This is a genomic window from Streptomyces sp. NBC_01304 (genome assembly GCF_035975855.1).
Classification (GTDB): domain Bacteria; phylum Actinomycetota; class Actinomycetes; order Streptomycetales; family Streptomycetaceae; genus Streptomyces.
Window position 1 is genome coordinate 3887913 of record NZ_CP109055.1, and the last position, 22380, is coordinate 3910292.

18 protein-coding genes and 1 pseudogene are annotated in these 22380 nt (G+C 70.7%); 14 read left to right on the forward strand and 5 right to left on the reverse strand.

Annotated features, from left to right (window positions below):
* Positions 1 to 124: 124 nt before the first annotated feature.
* Positions 125 to 1315, reverse strand: coding sequence for a L,D-transpeptidase (locus OG430_RS16810; protein ID WP_442816503.1), 1191 nt, complete (start codon positions 1313 to 1315; stop codon positions 125 to 127).
* 312 nt (positions 1316 to 1627) lie between these two features.
* Here OG430_RS16810 and glgX point away from each other — a divergent pair, with 312 nt between their 5' ends.
* The 13 genes from glgX to OG430_RS16875 all read left to right on the forward strand — a co-directional run bounded on the left by glgX (position 1628) and on the right by OG430_RS16875 (position 17451).
* Complete coding sequence (gene glgX / locus OG430_RS16815; protein ID WP_442816715.1) at positions 1628 to 3811, forward strand: glycogen debranching protein GlgX; 2184 nt, start codon at positions 1628 to 1630, stop codon at positions 3809 to 3811.
* A gap of 153 nt (positions 3812 to 3964) precedes the next feature.
* Positions 3965 to 4372 carry a hypothetical protein gene (locus OG430_RS16820; protein WP_327353318.1) on the forward strand — a complete coding sequence of 136 codons (408 nt, stop codon included), beginning with the start codon at positions 3965 to 3967 and terminating at the stop codon, positions 4370 to 4372.
* Position 4373: 1 nt separating this feature from the next.
* Positions 4374 to 5504, forward strand: coding sequence for a hypothetical protein (locus OG430_RS16825; RefSeq protein ID WP_327353319.1), 1131 nt, complete (start codon positions 4374 to 4376; stop codon positions 5502 to 5504).
* Between the two features lie 2 nt (positions 5505 to 5506).
* The gene (locus OG430_RS16830; RefSeq protein WP_327353320.1) at positions 5507 to 5797 is read left to right on the forward strand and encodes a hypothetical protein; all 291 of its coding nucleotides are present in this window, start codon (positions 5507 to 5509) and stop codon (positions 5795 to 5797) included.
* Between the two features lie 100 nt (positions 5798 to 5897).
* A complete protein-coding gene (locus OG430_RS16835) occupies positions 5898 to 6839 on the forward strand; it encodes an ABC transporter ATP-binding protein (RefSeq protein ID WP_327353321.1) in 942 nt (313 codons plus the stop codon).
* A 1-nt stretch (position 6840) separates the two neighbouring features.
* Positions 6841 to 6996 carry a hypothetical protein gene (locus OG430_RS16840; protein WP_327353322.1) on the forward strand — a complete coding sequence of 52 codons (156 nt, stop codon included), beginning with the start codon at positions 6841 to 6843 and terminating at the stop codon, positions 6994 to 6996.
* A gap of 1 nt (position 6997) precedes the next feature.
* Complete coding sequence (locus OG430_RS16845; RefSeq protein WP_327353323.1) at positions 6998 to 7768, forward strand: ABC transporter permease; 771 nt, start codon at positions 6998 to 7000, stop codon at positions 7766 to 7768.
* A 29-nt stretch (positions 7769 to 7797) separates the two neighbouring features.
* On the forward strand, positions 7798 to 9084 hold the full coding sequence (locus OG430_RS16850; RefSeq protein WP_327353324.1) for a sensor histidine kinase: 1287 nt from the start codon (positions 7798 to 7800) through the stop codon (positions 9082 to 9084).
* Positions 9077 to 9730, forward strand: coding sequence for a response regulator transcription factor (locus tag OG430_RS16855; RefSeq protein WP_327353325.1), 654 nt, complete (start codon positions 9077 to 9079; stop codon positions 9728 to 9730). Before OG430_RS16850 ends, OG430_RS16855 begins: the two co-directional genes overlap by 8 nt.
* Before the next feature lie 54 nt (positions 9731 to 9784).
* Complete coding sequence (locus OG430_RS16860; RefSeq protein ID WP_327353326.1) at positions 9785 to 12856, forward strand: NACHT domain-containing protein; 3072 nt, start codon at positions 9785 to 9787, stop codon at positions 12854 to 12856.
* A 51-nt stretch (positions 12857 to 12907) separates the two neighbouring features.
* A complete protein-coding gene (locus OG430_RS16865) occupies positions 12908 to 14773 on the forward strand; it encodes an ABC transporter ATP-binding protein (protein WP_327353327.1) in 1866 nt (621 codons plus the stop codon).
* The gene (locus OG430_RS16870) at positions 14770 to 16644 is read left to right on the forward strand and encodes an ABC transporter ATP-binding protein (RefSeq protein WP_327353328.1); all 1875 of its coding nucleotides are present in this window, start codon (positions 14770 to 14772) and stop codon (positions 16642 to 16644) included. The genes OG430_RS16865 and OG430_RS16870 overlap by 4 nt, the downstream gene beginning before the upstream one ends.
* A 6-nt stretch (positions 16645 to 16650) precedes the next feature.
* A complete protein-coding gene (locus tag OG430_RS16875) occupies positions 16651 to 17451 on the forward strand; it encodes a hypothetical protein (RefSeq protein ID WP_327353329.1) in 801 nt (266 codons plus the stop codon).
* Positions 17452 to 17532: 81 nt separating this feature from the next.
* On the opposite strand, the gene OG430_RS16880 is transcribed toward OG430_RS16875, so the two are convergent.
* Together OG430_RS16880 and OG430_RS16885 are read right to left on the reverse strand one after the other, a co-directional pair.
* Entirely contained in the window at positions 17533 to 17907 is a 375-nt protein-coding gene (locus tag OG430_RS16880; protein WP_327353330.1) for a type II toxin-antitoxin system VapC family toxin, read from the reverse strand.
* A gap of 2 nt (positions 17908 to 17909) precedes the next feature.
* A pseudogene (locus tag OG430_RS16885) lies at positions 17910 to 18095 on the reverse strand (type II toxin-antitoxin system Phd/YefM family antitoxin); the annotation flags it as partial.
* Between the two features lie 72 nt (positions 18096 to 18167).
* On the opposite strand from OG430_RS16885, the gene OG430_RS16890 reads away from it, so the two are divergent.
* Positions 18168 to 18356: a hypothetical protein gene (locus OG430_RS16890; RefSeq protein ID WP_327353331.1), complete on the forward strand. Its 189-nt coding sequence runs from the start codon at positions 18168 to 18170 to the stop codon at positions 18354 to 18356.
* Positions 18357 to 18470: 114 nt separating this feature from the next.
* Here the strand turns inward: OG430_RS16890 and OG430_RS16895 are convergent, their stop codons facing one another.
* Together OG430_RS16895 and OG430_RS16900 are read right to left on the reverse strand one after the other, a co-directional pair.
* Positions 18471 to 20081 (reverse strand): M4 family metallopeptidase, encoded by a 1611-nt coding sequence (locus tag OG430_RS16895; protein WP_327353332.1) that lies wholly within the window; start codon positions 20079 to 20081, stop codon positions 18471 to 18473.
* Between the two features lie 258 nt (positions 20082 to 20339).
* A complete protein-coding gene (locus tag OG430_RS16900; protein ID WP_327353333.1) occupies positions 20340 to 22358 on the reverse strand; it encodes a M4 family metallopeptidase in 2019 nt (672 codons plus the stop codon).
* Positions 22359 to 22380 lie beyond the last annotated feature (22 nt).

Consider the following 22380-nt stretch of genomic DNA (forward strand, 5'->3'; position numbering starts at 1 on the left):
GCACTGCGTTAGATAACCACACCACTCGGGACGATGACTCCCCTGGTTTGTCACCGTTCAGTCTCAAGTAGCTGTGGGTGCAGGCCCTTTCCGGCCTTTGTGCCGATCGGGGAGGTGCCGCAGGTCAGCGGCGCAGGGCCGACCCCGCCCGCCACTTGTTCCAGTCGAGGTTCCAGCCGCCCAGGCCGTTGTCCGCCTCCACGGTCTTGTCGGCGGACCCGCGCACCTCGACGACGTCGCCGATCAGGCTGCGGTCGAAGAACCAGCCGGCCGGCGTCTTGTCGCTGCCGCCCTTCACATCGCGCAGGCCGACACAGCCGTGGCTGACGTTCGTGGAGCCGAAGGTGGAGGACGCCGCCCAATAGTTGCCGTGCAGGAAGGTGCCCGAGCTGGTGAGGCGGATGGCGTGCGGGACGTCCTTGATGTCGTACTCGCCCTTGCCGTCGGCCTTGCGGAAGCCGACGGTGGCGCCGTTCATCCGCGTCACGTCGTACATCTCGGTGACCACCATCTTTCCGTTGTACGTGGTGGTCTTGGGGGCGCCCGCGGTGATGGGCACCGTCGAGATCAGCTCGCCGTCCTTGCGCACTTCCATGGTGTGGTCGCGGGCGTCCACCAGGGAGACCTGGCTGCGGCCCACCGTGAAGCCGAACGTCTTCTGCTGCAGGCCGTAGACACCGGGAGACGCCTGTACGTCCCTGAGGCCGAGGCCGACCGTGACCTTCGTGCCCGGCTTCCAGTAGTCCTTGGGCCGGAAGTCGATACGCGTGTTGTCGAACCAGTGGCCGACCACCTCGACGGCCGGCTGGGCGCTGACCTTGATGGCGCGCTCGACGGCGGCCCGGTCCTCGATCTCGCGGTTGAACTCCAGGGACACGATCATGCCGGTGCCGACGGTGGACCGGTTCTCGGGCGTGACGTACGCGACGAACCGCTCGTCGGGAACGTACGTCGTGAACGTGGTGTGCCGGGCGTGCCGGCGGCCGTGACCGTCCAGGGCGACCGCGTCCACCGTGTACTTGGCGGCCAGCGCCAGCTTCGGGTCGGCCGGTTCCCAGCTCAGCCCGTCGTCGGTGATGCGGCCCGGCACCGGGTACTCCTGGGCGTCCTGGATGCGGACCACGCGCACCTCCTCGAGGCGCCCGCTGCCGACCTCCACCTCCAGCTGCTGGTCCGGGCTCACACTGCGTCTGCCGTCGTCCGGCGAGACGTGGATGGCGTCTTCCGGCCCGCCCTTCCCGAAGATCGCGCCGACTCCGTCACCGGAGCAGCCGGTGAGGGCCGCCAGCGCGACGCACAGTCCTGCCCATGTCATTACGGCGGCCAAGGCGGCCCCGGCGCGCGGAGCGCGTCTTTTGTCCTGTCTCACGTGGTCCACAACGACCGCCGCCCGTCAAGGGAAACGTGAGTGCGGGGCCAGTTGAGGGCAGAACCATGGGGAGGACCTGTCTCTGGGGAGCCGCGGCCGGGACGTCGCATGCCTTCCTGCCGCCGATGAGTCACCGGTCCCATCGAGCCGCGGGAGGCTGGTCAGGTGTCGAGGGCACCCGAGCGTGAAGTGGTACAGCAAGGAGTTCAGCAGGCTCGTGGCCAGGGGAACGGGCACTCGGATGCGTCCCGGACCGTCATCGGGGACGTACGGAAGAACGGCGGGAGTCCGCCGGTGCGGCTGCCCGTGTGGCCAGGGGCGCCCACCCCGCTCGGGGCGCGCTACCGGGTCGGTCCCGACGGGGTAGCGGGGACCAACTTCGCGCTGTGGGCGGGCGGGGCCGAGTCGGTCGAGCTGTGCCTCTTCGACGACGCGGGGCGCGAGACGCGCTGCGAGCTGGCCGAGCTGACCCATGAGATCTGGCACGGCTTCGTGCCGGACGTGCACCCCGGGCAGCGGTACGGCTATCGGGTGCACGGCCGCTGGGACCCGTGGACGGGGGCCCGCTGGAATCCGTCGAAGCTGCTACTGGATCCGTACGCGCGCGCCGTGGACGGCGACTTCGTGCTGCCCGCCGAGGTCTACGGGCACGTCCGGGACTGGCCCGAGCAGCATGTCGCGGACACGGTGCGCGACGACCGCGACTCGGCGCCGTACGTGCCCAAGGGCGTGGTCGTGCATGACGACGACGACTGGGCGGAGGACCACCGGCCCAAGACGCCCTGGGCCGACTCGGTCATCTACGAGCTGCACGTAAAGGGCTTTACGAAGCTGCACCCCGGGATTCCGCAGGAGTTGCGGGGGACGTACGCGGGTCTCGCACACCCGGCCGCCATCGATCACCTCGTCCAGCTGGGCGTGACGGCCGTCGAGCTGCTGCCGGTCCACCAGTTCGCGCACGAGGACCATCTGCTGCGGCGCGGGCTGCGCAACTACTGGGGCTACAACTCGATCGGCTACTTCGCGCCCCACGCGGGATACGCCGCGAGCGGGACGACGGGGCAGCAGGTCGGCGAGTTCAAGCGGATGGTGCAGGCACTGCACGCGGCCGGCATCGAGGTCATCCTCGACGTGGTCTACAACCACACGGCGGAGGCAGGTGAGTTGGGGCCGACGCTGTCGCTGCGCGGGATCGACAACCGCGGCTACTACCGGCTGCAGTCGGACACCCGCCGGTACGCGGACTACACCGGCTGCGGCAACACCTTGCACGTGGTCCAGCCCCATGTGCTGCGGCTCATCACGGACTCGCTGCGCTACTGGGTCACCGAGATGGGCGTCGACGGCTTCCGCTTCGACCTGGCCGCGGCGCTCGCCCGCTCCATGCACGACGTCGACATGCTGTCGCCGTTCCTGGCGGTGATCGCCCAGGACCCGGTGCTTCGCCGGGTGAAGCTCATCGCGGAGCCCTGGGACGTGGGGTCGGGCGGCTATCAGGTGGGCTCGTTCCCACCGCTGTGGACGGAGTGGAACGACCGGTACCGCAATGCCGTACGGGACTTCTGGCGGGGCGCGCTGCCGGATGTGCGGGACCTCGGCTACCGCCTGTCGGGCTCCAGCGACCTGTACGCGTGGGGCGGGCGGCGGCCGTACGCCTCGGTCAACTTCGTGACCGCGCACGACGGGTTCACCCTGCGCGACCTGGTGAGTTACGAGCAGAAGCACAACGAGGAGAACGGCGAGGGCAACCGCGACGGCACCGACGACAACCGCTCCTGGAACTGCGGCGTCGAGGGCGAGACGTCCGAGGACCGCGTCCTCGCCCTGCGCCGGCGCCAGCTGCGCAACCTCGTGACGACGCTGCTCCTGTCGACCGGCGTGCCGATGCTGGTCGCGGGCGACGAGATGGGACGTACGCAGGGCGGCAACAACAACGCGTACTGCCAGGACGGGGACGTCAGCTGGGTCGACTGGTCGCTGCTCGACGAACCCGGGTGGCGGTCGCTGTTCTCCCTCACGTCGCGGCTGATCGCGCTGCGGCACGCGCATCCCGTGCTGCGGCGGCGGGCCTTCTTCTCCGGGCGGGCCCGGTCGGCGGACGGGCTGCGGGACCTCGCGTGGTTCACGGCACGCGGTACGGAGATGACCGAGCGGGACTGGTACGCGCCCGCGGCGACCCTCGGGATGTATCTGTCGGGGCGGGACATTCCCGGGCGGGACGCGCGCGGGGCCGCCGTGGTGGACGACAGCTTCCTGGCCGTGCTGCACGCGGCGGACCGGCCGGGGAGCTTCGTGCTGCCCGGCGAGCCCTGGGCGGACGCGTACGAGCTGGTGGTGGACACCTCACGGGAGGAGCAGTCCGCGGAGCCGGACACGCGGTATGCGGCGGGGTCGGCGGTCACGGTGCCGGCTCGGTCCGTGCTGCTGCTTCGGGTGCGGTGAGGGGCCGGGGGCGGGTGCGCGGCTCACCTGCGCGTGCGGTGAAACGTGGCTCTGTGACCGTTCTGTGACGGCAGCGGATTCGGGGCGTTGTCCGGAGCTGGGTAGGTTCGATCCGGTCACTACACAAGCGGAACGGCCGCCTCAGGAGGGCATGTGAGCGAGGACCATCGGTCCGAGCAGCGATTCGACGACTCCGAATTGCTGGAGATGACCGAGCAGGACCCCGCGCAGGCGCGCCTGCTGCGCCAGTCCCTGGAGCACCTGTCCTCCGGCCGGGCCGGGGACGCGCTCAAGGAGATGGCCCAGGACGTCCTCGCCGGGCGGGCCGGGCTGCGGGAGTCGGTGGAGGTGTCCGCGTACTCCGACCAGCTCTTCGCCCAGGCGGCCCCGATGATCGAGAAGTGGGCCGCGCTCTCCGAGGAGGAGCGCGACGCCCTGGCCGCCCAGGGCGAGCGGCAGCTCGCCGAGGAGCGGGAGCGGGCCGAGGCGGAGCAGCGGGAGGCGCTCAAGGAGAGCGCCAACAAGACCCGGCACGACGGACGCGGATGGTCGGTGTACTGACATGAACTTCCGAGTGGAACCCGGTGCGCTCGAAGGCTTCTCGAAGCTCGTGCAGCGCGCCGCGGAGGGCAGCACACAGGCCGTCACGTTCACGGGCGAGGCGAAGATCGACACGGCGCTCGGCGGCAGCCTCTGGGACACGGTCGCGGGCGACCACGACCACTATGTGAGCGAGGCGAAGAAAGCCCTCGGCAAGGCGCAGAAGGTCCTCGACTCCTCCAAGGAGGAGCTCGCCAAGGCCGCCAAGTACTACAGCGAGACGGACCTGGGCGAGGCGGCCAAGATGGACGCCACCTATCCCGGGTCCAAGGGGATCGGGGGCGGCTCCGGGGGTGCCAACGGATCCGACTTCTCCGACACGAGCGACGCGGCGAGCCTCCTGAAGAAGCCCACGGAGTCCGACAACGGGCTGGTCAAGTACGGCACGGGCCACGCGGACGAATACAAGATGAACCCCGTCCAGAAGACGATGGGCACCATCCTCGACCTGGGCAGCCCGTCGGCCATGGCGGTGGAAGCCTCGAAGCTGCTGTTCGGCTTCGACCCGTTCGGCGAGATCACCAACTGGGTCGTCGGGGACTGGAACAAGTACAACGACTGCGCGGAGATCTGGGGAAACCTCGGTTCGTTCTGCGACGCGGTGGCCGCCAATGTGCGCAAGGGCAACAGCAATGTCGTCGTGACCTGGGGCGGCAACGCGGCGGACGCGGCCTCGGCGTACTTCGACGAGTTCAGCAACAAGCTGGGCGACTTCAAGGAGACCTTCGAGTCCCTGCAGACCTGCTACACGCAGGGCGCGCACCTCGCGTTCCAGCTCGCCGAGGTCCTGAAGTCGTTCATCGTGATCCTCGCGGACGCGCTGGTCATCTGGCTGGTGAACCTGGCTGCGGCGGAGGCCGCCAACCTGATTCCGGTCGGCGGGCAGGTGGCCTCGATCGCCCTGTTCGCCCTCGCGGCGGCGCAGGCCATCCGGATCATGGAGCTGTGGGCGGAGGCGTCCAAGGCGTTCGACGCGACGGCCACCGCGCTGAGCCTCGTCGCCACGGCGATCGCGGCGGCGGCCAACGGGTTCTCGTCGGCGGACGGCTTCCCCGAGGTGAGCTCCAGCGGCTACGACCACCAGGCGGTATAGGGATGTCTTTCCTGTACAGCGACAGCGTCGACGGTCTTGAGGTGTTCCTCTCCCGCGTGCGCAATGCCACGGCCGCGTGCGTGCCCGCCTACTGGGGGCTCCTGGCGTTCTGGGCCAAGGAGGAAGGCTGGCACTGGAGCTTCCTCTTCCTCGCCGTCCTGCCGCCTCTGGCCGGCTATCTCGGTTTCCGGGCCAAGCGGGAGATCCGTATGGGCATGGCCTGGCTGGCGGCCGGGCTCGGGATCGCGCCGCTGCTGCTTGTCGGGGCGGGGGAACTCCTCTTCAGGTCGTAGGCCCGTCTTCAGGTCGTAGGCCCGATCAACCGATCGGTTGATGCCGCTTCGAGCGCGATGGGCGATGCCCGGGTGCGGGCCCCGCCGCGACCCTTGAGGCATGTCAATCATCGAGGTCAAGGACCTGCGCAAGGTCTACGGGGGCCGGGCGGCGGTCGACGGGGTCACGTTCCGTGTCGAGCAGGGCGAGATCTTCGGGATCCTCGGCCCCAACGGCGCCGGCAAGACGACCACCGTCGAGTGCGTCGAGGGCCTGCGCATCCCCGACGCCGGGTCGGTGCGGATCGCGGGGCTCGACCCCGTCGCCGACCACGACCGGGTCGCCCGGCTGCTCGGCGCGCAGTTGCAGGAGAGCGAGCTGCAGCCCAAGCTCACCGTGCGCGAGGCGCTCGAGCTGTACAGCGCGTTCTACGACCGGCCGGCCGACTGGCGCCCGCTCGCCGAACGGCTCGGGCTCACCGACAAGCTGGGCGACCGCTTCGCCAAGCTCAGCGGCGGTCAGAAGCAGCGCCTCTTCATCGCGCTCGCGCTGATCGGCGACCCGAAGGTGGTCGTGCTCGACGAGCTGACCACCGGGCTCGACCCGCGGGCCCGCCGCGACACCTGGCAGCTGATCGAGGACGTACGCGACAACGGGGTCACGGTCCTCCTGGTCACCCACTTCATGGAGGAGGCCCAGCGCCTCTGCGACCGGATCGCCGTGATCGACCAGGGCCGGGTCGCGGCCCTCGACACCCCGGCCGGGCTGATCGCGACCGCCGCGAGCTCCACCGTCATCTCCTTCACGCCGTCCGCGCCGCTGGATCCGCGCGACCTGGCCGAGCTGCCCGCGGCGACCTCGGTGACCGAGCGGGACGGCCGGCTCGTCATCAGCGGCACCGACGACACGGTCAACGCGGTGCTCTCGCTGCTCGCCCGCAACCACATCACGGCAGGCCAACTCCGCGTCGTGGACGCGACGTTGGACGACGCGTTCCTGGACCTGACCGCGACCGCGGCCGCCACTGAACCCGCCACCGCCGCAACCGCCCAGGAGGCCTGACATGGCTACCGCCACCACCTCCGCGACACCCTCCCCGCCCGGCCGCCACCACACCGCGTCCGGTCAGCTCCACGCGGTGGAGGCCACCTTGACCCACGCCTCCCTCGACGTCACCACCACCGCACCCGCCACCGCCGCAACCCCGCAGGAGGCCTGACATGGCTGCCACCGCTGCCCCCGTGCGGCCCGCCGCCCCCGCCGCCGCGCTTCTGAAGACCGAGGCCAGGCTGATGAGCCGGGAGCCCGGGGCCATCTTCTGGATCATTGTCTTTCCGACCGCGCTGCTCACGATCCTCGGCCTCATCCCGGCCTTCCGGGAGGCCGACCCCGAGCTCGGCGGGCGGCGGGTGATCGACCTGTACGTGCCCGTCGCGGTGCTCCTTCCGATGATCGTGGCCGGCGTCCAGTCCATGCCGGGCGTGCTCACCGGCTACCGCGAGCGCGGCATCCTGCGCCGGCTGCGGACCACGCCCGCCCGGCCCGGATCGCTGCTCACCGCGCAGTACGTGCTGCACGGCGCCGCGATGCTGGTATCGGTGCTGCTCGCGCTGACGGTCGGGCGCCTCGCCTTCGACGTACGACTTCCCGGGCAGCCCCTCGGATACGTGCTCGCGCTGCTGCTCACCGCGCTGGCGTCCCTCGCCCTCGGATCGACGATCACGGCGCTGTCCCGGACCACCAAGGTCGCCCAGACCCTCGGCACCATCGTCTTCTTCCCGATGATGTTCACCGCGGGCGTGTGGGCGCCGGTCCAGACGATGCCCGACGCGCTCCGGCACATCGTCGAGCTGACCCCGCTCGGTGCCGCGTCCCAGGCCCTCGACCAGGCGGCCACCGGCCACTTCCCGTCCCTCGTCCACCTGGGCGTGACCGCGCTGTGGGCGGCGCTGCTGACCGGCGCGGCGGTGCGCTGGTTCCGCTGGGAGTGAGCACCGGGGCCACCATGCAGACTGAAGACATGACCACGGGAACCAGGCCCGGCCCGAGCGCCGCCGAAGCCGCTGCCGCCGGCGTCGAGGAGCGCTGGGGCACCGTGCACCGCTACGGCCCCTACGTTCTGCTCGGCACCGGGTTCGTGCTGTCCGTCGCCACCGCGGGACTGGTCGGCATGGACCGCACCGAGTGGACCGTCCTGCTGAGCCTGAGCGCCGCCGCGCTCGCCCTGCAGCTGTGGTGGACCCACGTGGAGCGCACCCGGCCGGGCCCGTCCGGCGCGGGCGTCTTCGTCTACTGGGTGCGCTGGGCGATCGCCTTCGTCGTCTCCTGGATCAACCCGTTCTACGCGTTCTTCGCGGCCGTCGGCTACTTCGACGCGGACCGGCTGCTGCCACGCCGGCTGCACAAGCCCGCCCTGTTCGCCTCGGTCGTCGTCGTGGCGGGCTCCCAGTCGGGCGGGCTGCCGCCGCACGGGTCGCTCGGCTGGGTCGTGTTCGGCGCGCTGCTCGCCGTCAACATGGTCCTGGTCGGCGTGATGGGACACGTACAAGTGAAGGAGGACGAGCGCGCCCGCGCCCAGGCCCGCACCATCCAGGAGCTGGCGCAGGCCAACGCCGCCCTCCACCAGGCGATGGACGAGAACGCCCAACTTCACACCCAACTCCTGCTCCAGGCAAGGGAAGCCGGGGTCGCGGACGAGCGGCGCCGGCTCGCCGCCGAGATCCACGACACCATCGCACAGGGCCTCACCGGCATCATCGCCCAGCTCCAGGTCGTCGCGAACACCGAGGACCCGGCGCTGGCCCGCACCCACCTCGACCGCGCCGCCGCCCTCGCCCGCACCAGCCTCGGCGAGGCCCGGCGCTCCGTGCAGAACCTCGGCCCGGCCGCCCTGGAGCACAGCGCCCTGCCGACCGCCCTGAAGGCGACGGTCGCCGAATGGTCGGAACGCAACGCCGTACGCGCCGACTTGACGGTCACCGGCACCGTCGAGCCCCTGCACGAGGAGATCGAGGCGACCCTGCTGCGCATCGCCCAGGAGGCCCTGTCCAACACGGCCCGGCACGCCGGCGCGGGACGGGTCGGCGTCACCCTCTCCTTCATGGGCGACGAGGTGGCGCTGGACGTACGCGACGACGGCTCCGGCTTCGACCCCCTCGCCACCGCGCCCCGCTCCGGCACGGGCGGCTTCGGCCTCGACGGGATGCGGGCCCGCGCGGCGCGGGTCGCGGGATCGGTCGAGATCGAGTCGGAGCCCGGCGGCGGTACGGCGGTGTCGGCTCGCGTACCGTTGGTGCGCCATGACTGATCAGCCCGCCGCCGAGCGCCCCATCACCCTGCTCCTCGTCGACGACCACCCTGTCGTACGCGACGGCCTGCGCGGCATGTTCGAGTCGTCCCCCGATTTCACCGTGCTCGGCGAGGCGTCGAACGGGGTGCAGGGCGTGGCCCTGGCCCTGCAACTCGCCCCGGACGTCGTCCTGATGGACCTGCGGATGCCCGGCGGTGGCGGCGTCGACGCGATCGCGTCGCTGGTCCGGCAGGGGGCCCGGTCCCGGGTGCTCGTCCTCACGACGTACGACACGGACTCCGACACGATCCAGGCGATCGAGGCGGGCGCGACCGGCTACCTGCTGAAGGACGCACCGCGGGACGAGCTGTTCCTCGCGGTGCGGGCCGCGGCGGAGGGCCGCACGGTGCTGTCCCCCGCGGTGGCATCGCGGCTCGTGTCCCGGGTGCGTACGCCTGCGGCGGGCTCGGAGGGGCTGTCCGGGCGGGAGCGGGAGGTGCTCGTTCTGGTGGCGAAGGGGACCTCGAACCGGGAGATCGCGCGGGCGCTGTTCATCAGCGAGGCGACGGTCAAGACCCATCTCACGCACATCTTCGGGAAGTTGGGCGTGAAGGATCGGGCCGCGGCGGTGGCGACGGGGTACGAGCAGGGGATTCTGGGCTGACCAACTGCTGTTGGTTCAGGGCGAGTTGGGGTGGTTCGGCGCTAACCTGCTGAGGTGAGTGCACAGGTCAAGGAACTTCTGCCCTATGGATTCGGCGCGATAGCCCTGTTGGCCGTCGTCCTCTTCTTCGCCCGGCCTTATCTGAGCACGCTGGCCACCGAGGCGGCGAAGGCTACGCCGGGTGCGGTCCGCAAGCTCTACCGGCTCCTGCGCCCGGTGGGCGGGCGACGGCTCGCGCAGTACCGCAAGTCGGTGCAGCTCCAGCATCGCGGGGTACGCCTCGGCCTGTCCGGCGAGGGCGAGAGCGGGAAGACCCCGGGCCTGCGGGACGTCTACGTACCGCTGCAGTGCGAGAACGGCGCGGGACGGACCGATGCCACGACCCAACTGCGCGCCGCCGACCGGACGGTGCTGCTCGGGGCGCCCGGCGCGGGCAAGTCGCTGCTGCTGCGCTACGAGATGCTGGAGTGGGCCGAGAAGGGCGGCGACAAGCAGATCCCGGTGATGATCGACCTGCACGGGTGCAACACCCGTGGCGAGTCCTTCGAGGAGCTCATCGCCGAGCAGTTCCAGGGGGCACGCATCGGCAGCGCCGCGGACATGGTCAAGGACCGCCTCGACGCCGGAGAGCTGCGGATCTTCTTCGACGGCCTCGACGAGGTGGGCCGCGAGCGACTGGAGCAGGTCGTCCGCAGCCTGCGGCAGTTCGTCTCCGACCATCACGCGTGCGACATGGTGGTGTCCTGCAGGACCGCCGCCTATGACGGCCGCCTGGACGACATCTTCGACCAGGGGATCCGCATCTCGGAGTTCGACGATGCGTCGATCCTGCGGTTCCTGTCGCAGTGGCCGGAGCTGACGAGGGCGGCGGCCGCGCGGATCTTTCGTGCCCTGCAGGACGACCCCGAGCTCATGGTCTTGGCCCGCAGCCCGCTGATGCTGACGATGATCGCCTACCTGCAGTCCGGGAAGAGGCCGGACAGTGTCGGCCCGCTGCCCAACTCGCGGGCCAAGTTCTACGACCTGGCGGTCGCCCATCTCCTGGACCGGGACCGCCTGTTGAACCGGAGCGACGCGATCGGCAAGTACAACGCCGGCCGCAAGACCCTCGTGCTGCAGCGGCTCGCGCTCAGCCGGCTGCGCGCCTCGTCCGCGCGCGGCGACCGGCAGGAGATCGCGCGGGCGGACTTCGAGGCCGTGATCGACGAGCTGCTGCCCGGCTTCGACCTGGAGCGCGGGCCTGATCTGGAGCCGCTGCTCAACGAGATCGTCACCCGCAGCGAGCTGATCAAGGACATCGACCGGGGGCGGCACTTCCAGTTCACCCATCTGACCCTGCTCGAATATCTCGCCGCGTGTGAACTCCGTACCGACGAGGCGCAGTTGATGGAGAACTACCGCAGGGACCCCGGCCCCTGGCGGGAGACCCTGCGCATGTGGTGCGCGGAGACCCGAGGCAGCTGCACGCGGGTGGTGCGCGAGGTGTTCGAGGCGGATGAGCTGCGGCACAAGGTGCTCGCACTGCAGTGTCTGGCCGACGCGGTGCACATCGACGAGGAGTTGGCCGAGGAGATCATCGACCACTTCCTCGGCCTGCTCGGTACTCCCGGTGTCACCGGGGCCGGGGTGGCCAGGGGCCTCGGCGCGCTGGCGGCGAGCAGCGGCCCCCGGGGGCGGCGGGTGCTCGGGGCGCTCATGGACATCGCGGGCGGGCCGGTGTCGGAACGCCGCGCGGCCGCCCTGCGCGCGCTGACCGCCTCCTGCCGGCAGGAGGCCGCGCAGACCCTCGCCCGGCTGTCCGACGACGGGGCACGCAGGGCGCTGCAGGACATGGGGGACGTCGCGGTGCCCGCACTCGCGGCGGAGGCGCAGCGCCTACGCCACCTGTGGGCCGTGCGCTCGCTAGGCGCGATCGGCACTCCGGCGGCGGCGGCCAGCCTCTACCGGATGCTCTGGGACGCGGACGACCTGGCGGCCCGCAGCGCGGCGTGGCAGCTGGCGTCCTTGCTGCGCAATCCGGAGGTACGCAACGAAGTGGCCGCGCAGGAGCTGCCCACCGCCCTGACGCGCGGCTACACCTGGGTCTCGGAGGCCTTCCGGCCGCGCGGCCTGGCCAGGCTCGCGGGGCGCGTGGCGTGGCTGATGGACGGCGGGCAGACCGCCGAAGGGACCGGTGACGGCCGGCCGTCGGTGTCCACCGCCGAGGACCGCGAGGCAAGTGCGGGAGTCACCGCGATCCACCCGCTCATCGGCATCCCCCTGTTCTCCTGCACGGACCACCTCTCGGTCAATCCGGCCAACTCCCCCGAGGAATGGGCCCGGCTCAGAGTGCGGTGCGAAGCGGCGGCCGACGAGCTGGGCATCCGCCTGCGCCGCGTGACTCCGGGCATGTGGGACGACGCGGCGGCGCTCAACACCCTGTTCAAGGACGACCGGGCTGCCACGGAGTACGGGGCCTCCGTCCTCACGCCCCTGACGGAGACCCTCTTGCACGAGCTGGAGGTCCCGCTCATCCGCAAGGCCGTCCTGCGCTGCCTCCCCTGGCCCGTGCAGGCCATGATGGTGAGCGTCCGCTTCGGGAAGCACGTGGACGCGTCCCTGCTCACGTTGCAGGCCAAGTGGCGCCACGTGCACGAGGAGCCGGGCCCGCCGCACTTCTTCAACCGGCTCGCGGGGGCCGCGGGGATCGCCCTGCTCGCGTTCTGGGCGATCTTCGGCGGTGCGAGGCTCCTTGCCACCTCGGGCTGGTGGCACCCCTGGGGGCAGGCGGGCTGGGGACCCCACTGGCTCGCGTACGCCGCCCTCGGTGTCGCGGGGCTCGGCGGGGTGCTGCTCTATCTCATGGAATGGGACAAGATCCAGTCGACCTTCGAAGACATCCTGCTCGTCAGCGGGTTGGCGCTGTGGCTGGCCTTCCTGATCTATACGGCCACCCTGGCCATGGTCGCCGCCGCCGAGCTGATCGGCTGGCCCTTGGCGGTCGCGCCCGTCGCGCTCCTGGTCGGGACAGCCCTCGGGTGCGTCTTCATGGCCATCCGTATCGACGAGATGCTCGACAACGCGCTGCGCGATGTCCTGCGTACCGCCCAACCGCCCGCTCTCCCCCACACACCCCACCGGTCGTAGGACCAAAAACCCATTGGGGACTGTCAGTGGCGAACCCTAGGCTCGCTGCTGATGCCTCCCTCACACACCCCCACCCAGGACCGCTCCGCCGTACGCTCCCTCCTGCGCCTGTGGCCGTACGTGAAGCCGGTACGCACCCGCCTCGCCACCGCCGCAGCCGTCGCCGTCACGGCCTCCTGCGTGGGCCTGGTCATCCCGCTCGTCCTGAAGTGGATCGTGGACGGCCCGGTCGCCGGCCGGGATCAGGGCGGGGTGTGGCTGGGCGCGCTCTGCCTGCTGCTGCTCGGGTTCGCGGAGGCGGGGCTGTTCGGGCTGCGGCGGTGGCTCGTGGCGCGGCCGCTCGCCTGGGTCGAGGCGTCGATGCGCGGGGATCTGTACCGGCATCTGCAGCGGCTGCCCGTGGCGTTCCACGACCGGTGGGCCTCGGGGCAGTTGCTCTCGCGGGGCACCACCGATCTGATGCTGCTGCGCATGTTCCTCGCGTTTCCGCTGACCTTTCTGCTGGTCAATGGCGTGACCATCGCGGTCGGCGTGGGCATCCTGCTGGTGCAGCAGTGGTCGCTCGGCCTGGTGCTGCTCGCGCCCGTCGTGCCGATGGTGGTCATCTGCTGGGTCTTCGAGTCGCGGTACGCGGACCTGTCGCGGCGGGCGCAGGACCAGGTCGGGGATCTGACGACCGTGGTCGAGGAGAGCGTGCTCGGCATCCGGATCATCAAGGGGTTCGGGCGGCACCGGGCGCAGGCCCGGGCCTTCCACGAGCTGTCGCGGACGCTGCGCGGGACGGAGTTGCACAAGGCGCGGATGCTGGCCGGGATCTGGGCCGTCATCTCTACGTTGCCGGAGTTGGCCATCGGCGCGGCGCTGGTGCTCGGGACGGTGCAGGTGGCCGACGGGGGCCTGTCGGCCGGGACGTTGGTGGCGTTCCTTTCCACAGCTTTGGCGCTGCGGTGGCCGGTGGAATCGATCGGGTTTCTGCTTGCCATGAGCCAGGAGGCGGCGACCGCTACGGATCGGTACTTCGAGGTGCTGGACGCGGAGCCCGAAGACTTTTCCCCCACCCCGCCCCTTCCCGAAAGGCTGCCGCCGGCTTCAAAGGATTGTCCTCAAACGCCGGACGGGCTGGATGAGCTGGATGAGCTGGATGAGCTGGATGAGCTGGATGAGGAGTGCGGCGGGCTTCGGTTCGAGGGTGTCGAGTTCCGCTACCCCGACGCCGAGCCGGACGCAGTCCCGGTCCTGCAGGACATCGACCTGCACATCGCACCGGGCGAGACGATGGCCGTCGTGGGCGCGACCGGCAGCGGCAAGACCACCCTCACCGCGCTCGTCCCCCGGCTGCATGAACTCACCGCCGGCCGCATCACCCTGGACGGCGCCGACATCACCGCCATGCCCCGCGAAGAGCTCCGCGCCCTCGTCGCGGTCGCCTTCGAGGAGCCCACGCTGTTCTCCGCGAGCGTCGGCGGCAACGTACTCATGGGAGCTCAAGAAGGGGCAGGAGAGCCCGAGTTGGGCCGCGCCCTGGACGTCGCGCAGGCCGGCTTCGCGCATGCGCTGCCGCAGGGCACCGACACCCAGGTCGGCGAGCAGGGCCTGAGCCTGTCCGGCGGGCAGCGGCAGCGGCTCGCGCTGGCCCGGGCCGTGGTGGGGCGGCCCCGGTTCCTGGTGCTCGACGACCCGCTGTCGGCGCTCGACGTGCACACCGAGGCGCTCGTCGAGGCCGCGCTCAGGGACGTGCTGGCGGACACCACCGCCCTGGTCGTCGCGCACCGGCCGTCGACCGTGCTGCTCGCCGACCGGGTGGCGCTGCTGTCCGGGGGGCGGATAGCGGCCGTGGGTACGCATCAGGAGCTGCTGCGCTCCAACGCCGAGTACGCCTGGCTGATGTCGGGCGCCGAGCAGGGGGAGACTCGATGACCACCACGGTGGACGGGAAGCCGGAGGACAGGACCAAGGCCGGGGCAGGAGTCGAGGCCGAGCCGGGCCCCACGCACGACGACGCCTTCGACCAGGACGCCCTGCCCGCGCCCGACGGCGCCACCGGCGCCCTGCTGCGCTCGCTGCTCGCCCCGCTCAAGGGCCGCGTCGCGCTCGCCGCGCTGCTGCTCCTGCTGCAGCAGGCCGCGGTCCAGGCGGGGCCGCTGATCGTCGCGTACGCCATCGACCGCGGGGTGCCCGCGGTGCGGGCCGACGACTACGGGCCGCTGATCGTCGTCGGCGTCGGCTACGCGCTGTGCGCGGTGGCCGCGGGCGCCCTGCACTACGGCTTCATCCGGGCCTCCGCACGCGTCAACCAGGACGTGCTCGTCGATCTGCGCGGCCGGATCTTCCGGCACGCGCAGGCGCTTTCCGTCGACTTCCACGAGCGCTACACCTCGGGCCGGCTGATCTCCCGCTCGACCACCGATGTCGAGTCGCTGCGGGAGCTGCTGAGCGAGGGCCTGCAGGAACTGCTCACCGTGGTCCTGTCGTTCGCGTACATCTCGGCCATGCTGCTGTGGCTGGATCTCGGCATCGGCGCGCTGGCGGTGGCCTCGTTCGGGCCGCTGTATCTGCTGATCCGGCTCTACCAGCGGCGGGCCGGCCGGCTCTTCCGGAGCCGGTCGACGGCCATCGCGGCGGTGATCGTGAAGTTCGCGGAGACCATGAACGGCATCCGCCCGGTGCGCGCCTTCCGCCGGGAGGCGGCGAACGACGCGGAGTTCGCCGCCCTCAACCACACCCATGAGCGCGTCAACGGCTCGTCGATCCTGGAGATGGCCCGCTATGTGATCGGCTCCCGGCTCGTGGCGAACACGGCGGTAGCGGGGATGGTGCTGTGGGGCGCGTACCGGGTCGCCGGCGGCACGCTCGCGCTCGGCGTCCTCGCCGCGTCCGTGCTGTACATGCGACGGCTGTACGACCCGATCGACCGGCTCGGCATGTTCCTCAACTCGTATCAGTCGGCGGCCGCTTCGCTGGAGAAGATCGCGGGCCTGCTCGCCCAGACCCCCTCGGTGCCGGAGCCCGCGAAGCCCGCGCAGCTGCCGGTCCTCGACGGGGAACATCCGGGGCGCGAAGTCGCCTTCGAGGGAGTGCGCTTCGCCTACCGCACGGGCGGCGAGGTCCTCCCCCGCTTCGATCTCACCGTCCCGGCGGGCCAGACCGTCGCCGTCGTCGGCTCCACGGGCGCGGGCAAGTCCACCCTCGCCAAGCTCCTGGCCCGCTTCTACGACCCCACCGAGGGCACGGTCCGCCTGGACGGCACCGATCTGCGCGAGCTGGCCGTGCCCGAGCTGCGGCGCGGGGTCGTCATGGTCACCCAGGAGGCCTTCCTGTTCTCCGGCACGGTCGCGGAGAACATCGCCATCGGCCGCCCCGAGGCCACCCGCGAGGACATCGAGCGCGCCGCGAAGGCCATCGGTGCGCATGACTTCATCGTGGCGCTCCCCGACGGGTACGACACGGATGTACGCAAGCGGGGCGGGCGGATCTCCGCGGGTCAGCGCCAACTCGTGGCGTTCGCGCGGGCGTTGCTGGCCGACCCGGCCGTGCTGATCCTGGACGAGGCGACCAGCTCGCTCGACATCCCGGGCGAGCGGGCGGTGCAGCGGGCGATGGACACCGTGCTGCGGGGACGTACCGCCGTCGTCATCGCGCACCGGCTGTCCACCGTGGAGATCGCCGACCGGGTCCTGGTGATGGAGGACGGGCGTGTGGTCGAGGACGGGACGCCGGATCAACTGATCGGCGGGGACGGCCGGTTCGCCGATCTGCATCGCGCTTGGCGGGACAGTGTGGTGGGGTGAGTGGCTATGACACCGATATCGGGGGCCACCCCCTCTGCCGCCGACTCCGGCTCCGGCGCCGAGACGCTCACCGTCCCCGGCCATGTGACGGGCTATCCCGAGGTCGCCTTCGGCGGCTATGTGGCGGGGCTGCTCGCCGCGCGGACGGATGCCAAGGAGGTACGGGTCGACTTCCGCGGCACCGTGCCGGTCGGCGCCCCGGTGCACTTCACCAAGACCCTTGACGGGGGCGGCAGGTTGGGCACCGCTCGCGGGGACCTCCTGGTGGCGGCGAGCCCCGCCGAGCTCGCCCTCGACCTGCCGGACATGCCGTCCTTCGAGGAGGCGCAGGCCGCGACCGAGGACTATCTGGCCTACCACCGCGAGAACCCGCCGCCCCTGCTGCGCTGCTTCGGCTGCGGCCCGGACACGGCGGCGGGGGTCGGCCTGCGGATCTTCCCCTCGACGGTGCCGGGCCGGGACCTGGTCGCCGGGGCCTGGGTGCCGGACGCCGGCCTCGCCGACGCCGAGGGCCTGCTCCCGCCCGAGATGGTCTGGGCGGCCCTCGACTGTCCGAGCGGCTGGGCCGGGGTGCGGATCGGCAAGATGGGTTCGGGCGCGCTGACGGCGGCGCTCACCGGGACGCAGCTGCGGCCGGTGGTCGCCGGGGAGCCCTACGTGTCGTACTCCTGGGTGATCGGGTCCGAGGGGCGCAAGCTCACGGCCGGGGTCGCGCTCGCCACCGCGGAGGGCGAGCTGTGCGCGCTCGGCGAGGCGTTGTGGATCAAGCCGAGGCAGGCCCCGAAGTCGGCGGGGTCGTCCACGTAGCGTGCGGGCGGGCGTCGAAGCAGCCGACGCCGGGCAGGTGCGGGGCGTTCACGCGACAGGCCACAGCACTGCGGCTGGGTCTCACACCTGCATGACCCGCACGTCGTAGTGCGGGATCCACTTGTCGCGGGTCACCAGCGTCATACCCTCGATCTGCACCTGCGCAACAAGGAGCCGATCGAACTGGTCACGGTGGTGCTGCGGCAGCCTGCCCGCCCGCACCCCGTGCCCAGCCGTGATCGGCAGCGCGGTGAACTGGCTGTCGCGGGCGCGCTCGGCGAGGTCGTCCGGCCCTTCCAGCTTGCCGAGCGACTGCTTGATGGCGATTTCCCACGGCGAAACCGCGCTCAGGTAGACGGCCGGCTCCGTGTCCAGCAACTCCTTGATGTCGTCGCCCAGCTCCGGGGAGTCGTCCAACCACCACAGGACCACATGGGTGTCGAGCAGCAGGCGCATCGGCGCATCCCGAAGGCGTCAGCGATGTCGTCAGGGAGCGCGTCGAAGTCGTCCGGGATGTGAATCCGTCCCCGGAGCGAGCCCCGTCCCGTCCGGCGCACCTTGGGCCGCAGTGGTACGACCTTGGCGACCGGCTCACCGGCCTTACTGATGACGACCTCTTCACCTGTCGCGACCTGCTCCAGAATGCGCCGTCCCGGGCCACCTCACGCCCCACTATCCGCTGCCCGCCGTGCCACGCCATGTGCTCCTCGAGCTCCATGGCGGCACGCTTGCGGCGCCTGGGTCCGGGCTCTCGTGCCGTCGTTTGCGGCTCGGTTCCGGCGGGATCGGGCCATGAGTGCAATGCCTGGCTGGAGCGTTCACCGACCGGGCTGATCATGGCCGCGCTGCCGGTCCTGGTGGCGCTGTGCTGGGTGGCGATGCTGGTCGTGCTCGTCGTGGGATGAGAGCGAAGTGCGTGAACGGGCGGCGCCCGGGGCCTTGTTGAGGCCCCGGGCGCCGTTTCGTGCGGTGCTGCTCACGGCTGTGCAGTGGTGCTCACAGCTTGTGTGCGGTGTGGGTTACGGCTTCGGCTTGTGCGGCTTCGTGGCCGCCGCCTTGACGTTGACCCCGGCCCATGCCTTGTCGACCGCGGTGACCTCGGCCGAGCCGTCGCCGTACAGGTCCTTGGCGGCGCTCAGGGTCGCGGTGCGGGCCGCGGCGTAGTTGGTGTTGGACGTCATGTACGTGGTCAGGGCCTTGAACCAGATCTTCTCGGCCTTGTCCCGGCCGATCCCGGTGACGGCCACGCCGTCCGAGGTCGGGGAGTCGTACTGGACACCGTTGATCTCCTTCGCGCCGCTGCCCTCGGACAGCAGGTAGAAGAAGTGGTTGGCGACGCCCGACGAGTAGTGGACGTCGATGCCGCCGATGCCCGAGTACCAGCTGTCCTTGGACGAGCCGTCCTTGCTCGGCTTGTCCATGTAGCGCAGCGGGGAGCCGTCGCCGTTGATGTCGATCTTCTCGCCGATGAGGTAGTCGCCGACGTCCTTGGCGTTGTTCGCGTAGAACTCCGTGGTGGAGCCGAAGATGTCGGAGGTCGCCTCGTTGAGGCCGCCGGACTCACCGCTGTAGGTGAGGTTCGCGGTGGCCGCGGTGACGCCGTGCGACATCTCGTGGGCGGCCACGTCGATCGAGGTCAGGGGCTTGGCGTTGCCCTCGCCGTCGCCGTACGTCATGCAGAAGCAGCTGTCGTCCCAGAAGGCGTTGACGTACGCGTTGCCGTAGTGGACGCGGGAGTAGGCGCCCTTGCCGTCGCCGTTGATGCCGCTGCGGCCGTGCACGTTCTTGTAGTAGTCCCAGGTCACCGCCGCCCCGTAGTGGGCGTCCGCGCCGGCGGTCGCGGCGTTCGCCGCGGTGCCGTCGCCGAACACGTTGTCCGTGCTGGAGAACAGCGTGCCGGTGCCGGAGCTGCCGTGCTTCAGGTCGTACGTCTTGTGGCCGCCGCGGTCGGCGTCGGTCAGCGTGTACGAGGGCGTCGTGCCGAGCTTCACGTCACCGCTGTACATGGTGTGGCCGGTGCCGGTGTCCTCGGTCTTGATGGCGTCCCACTGGAAGAGCTTCTTGCCGCTCTTCGCGTCGGTGATGACGTGCAGCCTGCTGGGCGTGCCGTCCTTCTTCGTGCTGGTGACGACCTTTTCGTACGCCAGCGTGGGCGTGCCCTGCGCGGCCCAGACCACCTTGCGGGCGCCCTTGGGGGCGGCGGCCAGGGTGGCGGCGGTGTCGACCTTGAGGGACTTGCCGGTCGCCTTGGTGACGCCCTCGGTCTTGCCGGCCTTGGTCTCGTGGACGACCAAGTCGCCGCCGAGGACCGGGAGTCCGCCGTAGGTGCGCTCGTAGCGGGTGTGGGTCGAGCCGTCGCGGTCCTTGATGACGTCGCGGACGACGAGCTTCTCCTGGGCGGTCAGGCCCAGCTCTCTGGCGGTCGCGGCCTTGGCCGCGTCGGCGTCGCGCAGGAGCTCCGCGCGCTGGGAGGCGGAGAGCTTGGCGGGGGCCGCGGAGGAGGCCGCGGAGGCGGTGGGCTCCGGGGCGGTGTTGGCGGATGCGCCGGTGGTCATACCGGCGGCGAGCAGAGCAGCGGAGGTGACCGCGGTGCCGATGAGGGCGGTGGTGCGGGATATTCGAGGCGACACGCAAAGACTCCCTGTGTAGTGGGGGGAACCGTCCGGGTGCCGTGGGGGGGCATCCGGACGGGGGAAGTGCTGGTGCGGGTGTGCCGTGCGGGGGAAGAGTGCCATCCCAGCCGCGTACATGTCAGGAGGGCGTACGCAGGTTGGCCGAAAATCGTCCGCCTGGCGAAGATCAGGGTCCGTAATGCGAACTGGGCGCCGCCCGGGGCAGGTTGCCCCGGACGACGCCCGGATTCACTGGCGTACGACCTTATGCGTGACTCAGAAGGTCAACTTCCAGCTGTTGATGTAGCCGACGTCCTGCGCCGCCTTGTCCTGCACCCGCAGCTTCCAGGTGCCGTTGGCCACCTCGGACGAGGCGTTCACCGTGTACGTGGTCTGCACGTTGTCCGCCGAGTCGGAGGAGCTGAACGGCTTCAGGTTGTAGACCGAGCCGTCCGGGGCGACGAGGTCGACGACCAGGTCACCGCGCCAGGTGTGGATGATGTCCACGCCGACCTTGAGCGTCGACGGCGCGTTGCCGGTGACTCCGGAGACGGTGACCGACGAGGTGACGGCCCCGGCGTTGTCCGGGATCTGGACGTCAGCGGTGTTCTCGAAGACCTTGCCGCCCGGGTCGCCGCCGCCGGGGCGGGGGCCCACCGCGATGGCCGCCCAGGCGTCCTGCAGCGACTTGTACTCGGCGCTGGAGGTGCCGTACAGCTCGGCCGCGACGGCCTCGGTGCCGGAGCGCGCACCCGCGTAGTTCGTCGAGGAGCTGAACTTCGTGGTGAGCGCCTTGAACCAGATCAACTCGGCCTTGGCCCGGCCGATCCCGGTGACGGGCAGACCGTCGGCGGTCGGCGAGTCGTAGTGCACGCCGTTGATGTCCTTGGCGCCGCTGCCCTCGGAGAGCAGGTAGAACCAGTGGTTGGCCGGACCCGACGAGTAGTGCACATCGATGTTGCCGATGCCCGCGTACCAGGAGTCCTTGGACGAGCCGTCCTTGCTCGGCTTGTCCATGTAGCGCAGCGGAGTGCCGTTGCCCCGGATGTCGATCTTCTCGCCGACCAGGTAGTCGCCCTTGTCGCTGGCGTTGTTGGCGTTGAACTCGACGGCGGCCGCGAAGATGTCGGACGTCGCCTCGTTCAGACCGCCGGACTCACCGCTGTAGACCAGCTTCGCCGTCGCGGCGGTGACGCCGTGCGTCATCTCGTGCGCCGCCACGTCGATGGAGGTCAACGGCTTGGTGTTGCCCGTGCCGTCGCCGTACGTCATGCAGAAGCAGCTGTCCTGCCAGAAGGCGTTGACGTACGCGTTGCCGTAGTGGACGCGCGAGTACGCCCCGACACCGTCGCCGCGGATACCGGTGCGACCGTGCACGTTCTTGTAGTAGTCCCAGGTCAGACCCGCGCCGTAGGCGGCGTCGGCGCCCGCGGTCTCCCGGTTGGACGGGCTGCCGTTGCCCCAGACGTCGTCGGGCCCGGAGAAGAGCGTGCCGGTGCCGGAGGAGCCGCCGTTGAGGTCGTACGTCTTGTGGTTGCCCCGCCCGGTGTCGGTCAGGTTGTAGGTGCTGCCCGACTGCGAGGAGCCCACGGTGACCTGGCCGCTGTACATGGTGTTGCCGGTGCCGGTCTCGACGGCCTGGTACTCCCAGAGCTTCTTGCCGGACTGCGCGTCCGTGACGACGTGCAGCTCGTTCGGGGTCCCGTCGTGCTGCAGGCCGCCGACGACGGTCTCGTACGCGAGTGTCGGCGTGCCCTTCGCCATCCACACCACCTTGCGGGGCGCACGGTTGGCCTCGGCCTTCTTGGAGCCCTCGGCGCGGGCGGCGCCCAGGGCCTGCTTCTCGGCTGCGGCGGGCTTGACCTCGGCGCTCAGGTCGATGGCCTTGAGCTGCGACTTCGAGGCCTTGGTCACGGCCTCGGTCTTGCCGGCCTTGGATTCGGCGACCACCAAGTCGCCGCCCAGGACGGGGAGTCCGTCGTAGGTGCGCTCATAGCGGGTGTGGGTGGTGCCGTCGCGGTCCTGGACGACATCGCGGACGACGAGCTTCTCCTTGGCGCCGAGCCCGAGATCCTTGGCCGTCTCGGCCTTGGTGGCGTTGGCATCACGGAGCAGTTCGGCGCGCTGGGCGGGGCTGAGCTTGGCGGGCAGAGCGCCCTTGTCGACCTTGCCGGCGACGGGGGCCGAGCTGGGACCGGCGGTTGCCGCTCCCGACTGGACGCCGAGGACGAGCATGGCTGCTGCCGTGGCGAGAGCTCCGGCGGCGGTGACACGTCTGTGGGAGGTGCGTCTCAACACTGACTCCTTCTGCGGGCCG